5 protein-coding genes and 1 pseudogene are annotated in these 3,472 nt (G+C 32.3%); all 6 read left to right on the plus strand.

The window, feature by feature from the left end:
• Positions 1 to 276: GxxExxY protein (locus C7954_RS13320; RefSeq protein ID WP_208320701.1), on the plus strand; the 276-nt coding region annotated here is incomplete at its 5' end.
• 213 nt (positions 277 to 489) lie between these two features.
• Positions 490 to 744, plus strand: coding sequence for a hypothetical protein (locus C7954_RS13325; RefSeq protein WP_073160918.1), 255 nt, complete (start codon positions 490 to 492; stop codon positions 742 to 744).
• Entirely contained in the window at positions 741 to 1,130 is a 390-nt protein-coding gene (locus C7954_RS13330) for a retropepsin-like aspartic protease (RefSeq protein ID WP_073160916.1), read from the plus strand. Before C7954_RS13325 ends, C7954_RS13330 begins: the two co-directional genes overlap by 4 nt.
• 247 nt (positions 1,131 to 1,377) lie before the next feature.
• Positions 1,378 to 1,985, plus strand: a pseudogene (locus C7954_RS13335) (type IV toxin-antitoxin system AbiEi family antitoxin domain-containing protein).
• 164 nt (positions 1,986 to 2,149) lie between these two features.
• Positions 2,150 to 2,878 carry a M48 family metallopeptidase gene (locus C7954_RS13340; RefSeq protein ID WP_073160914.1) on the plus strand — a complete coding sequence of 243 codons (729 nt, stop codon included), beginning with the start codon at positions 2,150 to 2,152 and terminating at the stop codon, positions 2,876 to 2,878.
• Between the two features lie 87 nt (positions 2,879 to 2,965).
• Positions 2,966 to 3,250, plus strand: coding sequence for a nucleotidyltransferase family protein (locus tag C7954_RS13345; RefSeq protein ID WP_073160912.1), 285 nt, complete (start codon positions 2,966 to 2,968; stop codon positions 3,248 to 3,250).
• Positions 3,251 to 3,472 lie beyond the last annotated feature (222 nt).

Genomic DNA, 3,472 nt, shown 5'->3' on the forward strand with positions numbered 1-3,472 from the left:
AATGGTAAAGGATTTGATTTCAAAGAAGTGCAGATTTCTCAGGAAAAAAGGCTTGATGTGGTAGTTACTTATCTTGAGCAGAAATTTATTGTAGAATTAAAAATCTGGCGGGGAGAAGAATATCACCAGCAGGGATTAAAACAGCTGGCTGAGTATTTGGAAAGCCAAAATATGGAGCAGGGCTATCTTTTGAGTTTTAATTTTAATCAGAATAAGGAATACAGGGATGAAGAACTGGAAGTAGATAATAAAAAAATATTTGCTTACTGGGTTTAATGTCACTGCGGTATTTAACGGTGGCTGAGGCTCACTGCAGTGAAATCACGGTGGAAAATAGAATAAAATTAGAATCTCAATTGGAGATGATTCACCCTCAGAGAAACTTCATTTTGTTCAGTTAATGATGGAGCTTTTCTGGGGGTTTTTGTTTTTATAACTATGGCTTTGTGATATAATAGAAATAGAAAGTAATAAAGGGAGGATTTAAAAATGAAATGGGAAGATGTTAGAAATGAATATCCTAATAATTGGATCCTATTAGAAGCGATAGAAGCTCATTCAGACCAGGGGAAAAGAGTTGTTGATAAAATAGCTGTTCTTGATAAATTTAATAATAGTGATAAGGCTATGACCGCATATAGAGAGCTTCATAAGAAGAACCCTGAAAGAGAACTCTATGTTGCTCACACTAAGAACAAGGATCTTGAAATAGAAGAAAGAAAGTGGTTAGGTGTTAGGGTATGACTTTAAATCTTAAAATAATTAACAGCTTACCTTTTGTAACTATGGAAGTTGGATATAGAGATAAAGAAAAAAGTTTAGATAATGTGCTGATAGATACTGGTTCTGCCAGCAGTATTTTAAAAGCAGAATTGGTTGAAGATATTGGAATAAAACTTGAACCAGAGGATACGATTGGAAGCGTTAGAGGTGTTGGTGGTTCAGAATTTGTGTATATAAAGAAAATAGACTCATTATCAATTGGGGATTTAAATGTAGAAGATTTTAAAATTGATATTGGAGAAATGGATTATGGCTTTGATATTGATGCAATAATTGGTATGGACTTTTTACAAAGAACTGGAGCTATTATTGATTTGGACAAAGGAACTATTGGTAAAGAAATTTAATAGAATTAGATGCCAGGCATAATGTCTGGTTATTTTTTTGTCTATATAGTTTATTATCGAGGAATTAAGTTAGGTGAAGAAGAGGTTTATGCGAGAACCAAAAAGACAGAATTGCTAGAGCTTTCAGGATATTATAATTGAATTAACTTGTCTATATTGAGCTAAAGTGATAAACTTAAAACTGAGAAATTGTTAAAAATCTCCGCACATATCTATAAGTGCGGATGATTATAACGGAGGTGTCATTATGGATCCTACTATTTACAATAAAATAAAGAATATATTTGAAAGGAATAATGGATATGCTCGAACTAAAGATATACTTGAGGCAGATATTCACTCTTCACATCTATATAAACTTCAGGAAGAGGGAGACATCAGCAGAATCAAAAGAGGGCTGTACCGCTGGAATGGTGATGAGTTTAATAGCAATACAGAACTAATCGAAGTAAGCAATATAGTTCCTAACGGTGTAATTTGTCTGCTTTCAGCTCTTTCATATTATGATCTTACTACAACCAATCCCTGTAAGTATTATATTGCCATTCACCGAGATGAACACAGGCCTAAACTGCCTGATTATCCGTCGATCTCTATTTTTTATTTTGCAGATAAACAGTTCAATACTGGGATTAAAGAGGTTGATATTGGGGGGGTAAGGTTAAAATATATGATAAAGAGAAAACAATTTGTGACTGTATTAGACTGAGAAACAAAGTGGGTACTGATGTTGTAAAAGAGGCAATGCAGGACTATCTAAAGAGGAAGGATAAGAACATCTCCAAACTACTTGAGTATGCAGAAGTTACAGGGGTTAAAAATATAGTTAAAAGATATCTGGAGGTACTTGTATGAGTTGTGTCTGCTTCAGTAAAGGAAAATTAAAGAATTTCTTGAAGTATAAATAGTAATAGGAAAAATATTTTTTTGCTGGTGACAATACGGTGTCAGAGTAGAAGCTTATGAAAGCATTAATTAAACTTTCTCAGAATATATTTATGTTTTAATCGGAGGTAATAATGCAGCAGATCAAACTGGGAAATACACTAATAAATTATAAAATAATACGCACTAGTCGCAAAACTATGGGGGTTATTGTTGATCATGAGAGGAATTTAATAGTTAGATCTCCAATAAATACAGCAGAAACTAAAATAGAAGAGGTACTAAAGAAAAAAACTAACTGGATTCTTTCCAAATTAAAGGAAATGAATAAGATTAAGCCGGCACCAAAAGAAAAAGACTTTATGACCGGGGAGAAACTTCCTTATTTAGGCAGAAGATATAGGCTGGAAGTATCACCAGCAGAAATATCAAAGGTAGAAGTTAAACTTTATCAGGGTAAGTTCATTATCAACTATCCTGAAAAGTTAAAAGAAAATGATGAGCAGAGAAGAGAAGAAATTAGAGATGTTTTAATAGAGTGGTATCGTGAACATGCAAAAGAAAAAATTAATGAGAGAGTAGAAAAATATAAGGATAAACTTGATGTGCAGCCCAATAATGTAGTTGTAAAAAAGCAGAAAAAAAGATGGGGCAGCTGCAGCAGTAAAGGTAATCTTAATTTTAATTGGAGGATTATCCTTGCCCCAATGTCTATCGTAGATTATCTGGTAGTACATGAGCTTACTCACCTAATACATGACAATCATTCTAGAGATTTTTGGGCAACAGTAGCTGCTGTTATACCTGACATTAAAGAGAAAAAAGAATGGCTTAAAGTGAATGGTAGAAGATTAGACTTTTAACTAACTAAAGTTTTTTGTTATAGAATAATAAAATTGATATAATAGTATTAGCAGGTAGTTTACTCTAGAGTAGGAAGGAGTTAAAATATGGATAACAAAGATCTTAAGAAAAAGCTAAGAGATTTAAAGCCGATTTTAGAAAAGAATTATAAGGTTAAAAGTATCGGTCTTTTCGGATCATTTGCAAGAAATGAAGCTAATGAAGATAGCGATGTAGATATTCTAGTTCAGTTTTCTGAAGATATAGGCTGGGAATTTATAGATTTAAAGCAGTTTTTGGAAGAAAGTTTAGAGCGAGAGGTTGATTTAGTAACTGTAGAGGCTTTAAAGTCAGAATTAAAAGAAGAAATATTAAGAGATGTGATAGAATGAAAGTCTGCTCGCAAACCTCGTGGGCGTGCCCCGAGGAAAGAGAAGACGGTATTGAATTTTAAGTATTATATTTAGATATTAAATATTCCAAAAACTAGAACAAATGTTTGTTTATGGTATAATATTAGATAACGTCAAATAAAATATGATAGTTACCATAAAATGTAAGTAAATAGTAATAGATCACCACTAATTTTAATTATAATAAAAATATTCAGAATG

This window comes from Halanaerobium congolense (assembly GCF_004366375.1).
Taxonomy (GTDB): Bacteria; Bacillota; Halanaerobiia; order Halanaerobiales; family Halanaerobiaceae; genus Halanaerobium; species Halanaerobium congolense.

What these genes read in the sequence shown, in the direction of transcription:
- C7954_RS13325 (WP_073160918.1), top strand. Translation starts at nt 490, where the DNA reads ATGAAATGGGAAGATGTTAGAAATGAATATCCTAATAATTGGATCCTA.
- C7954_RS13330 (WP_073160916.1), top strand. Translation starts at nt 741, where the DNA reads ATGACTTTAAATCTTAAAATAATTAACAGCTTACCTTTTGTAACTATG.
- C7954_RS13340 (WP_073160914.1), top strand. Translation starts at nt 2,150, where the DNA reads ATGCAGCAGATCAAACTGGGAAATACACTAATAAATTATAAAATAATA.
- C7954_RS13345 (WP_073160912.1), top strand. Translation starts at nt 2,966, where the DNA reads ATGGATAACAAAGATCTTAAGAAAAAGCTAAGAGATTTAAAGCCGATT.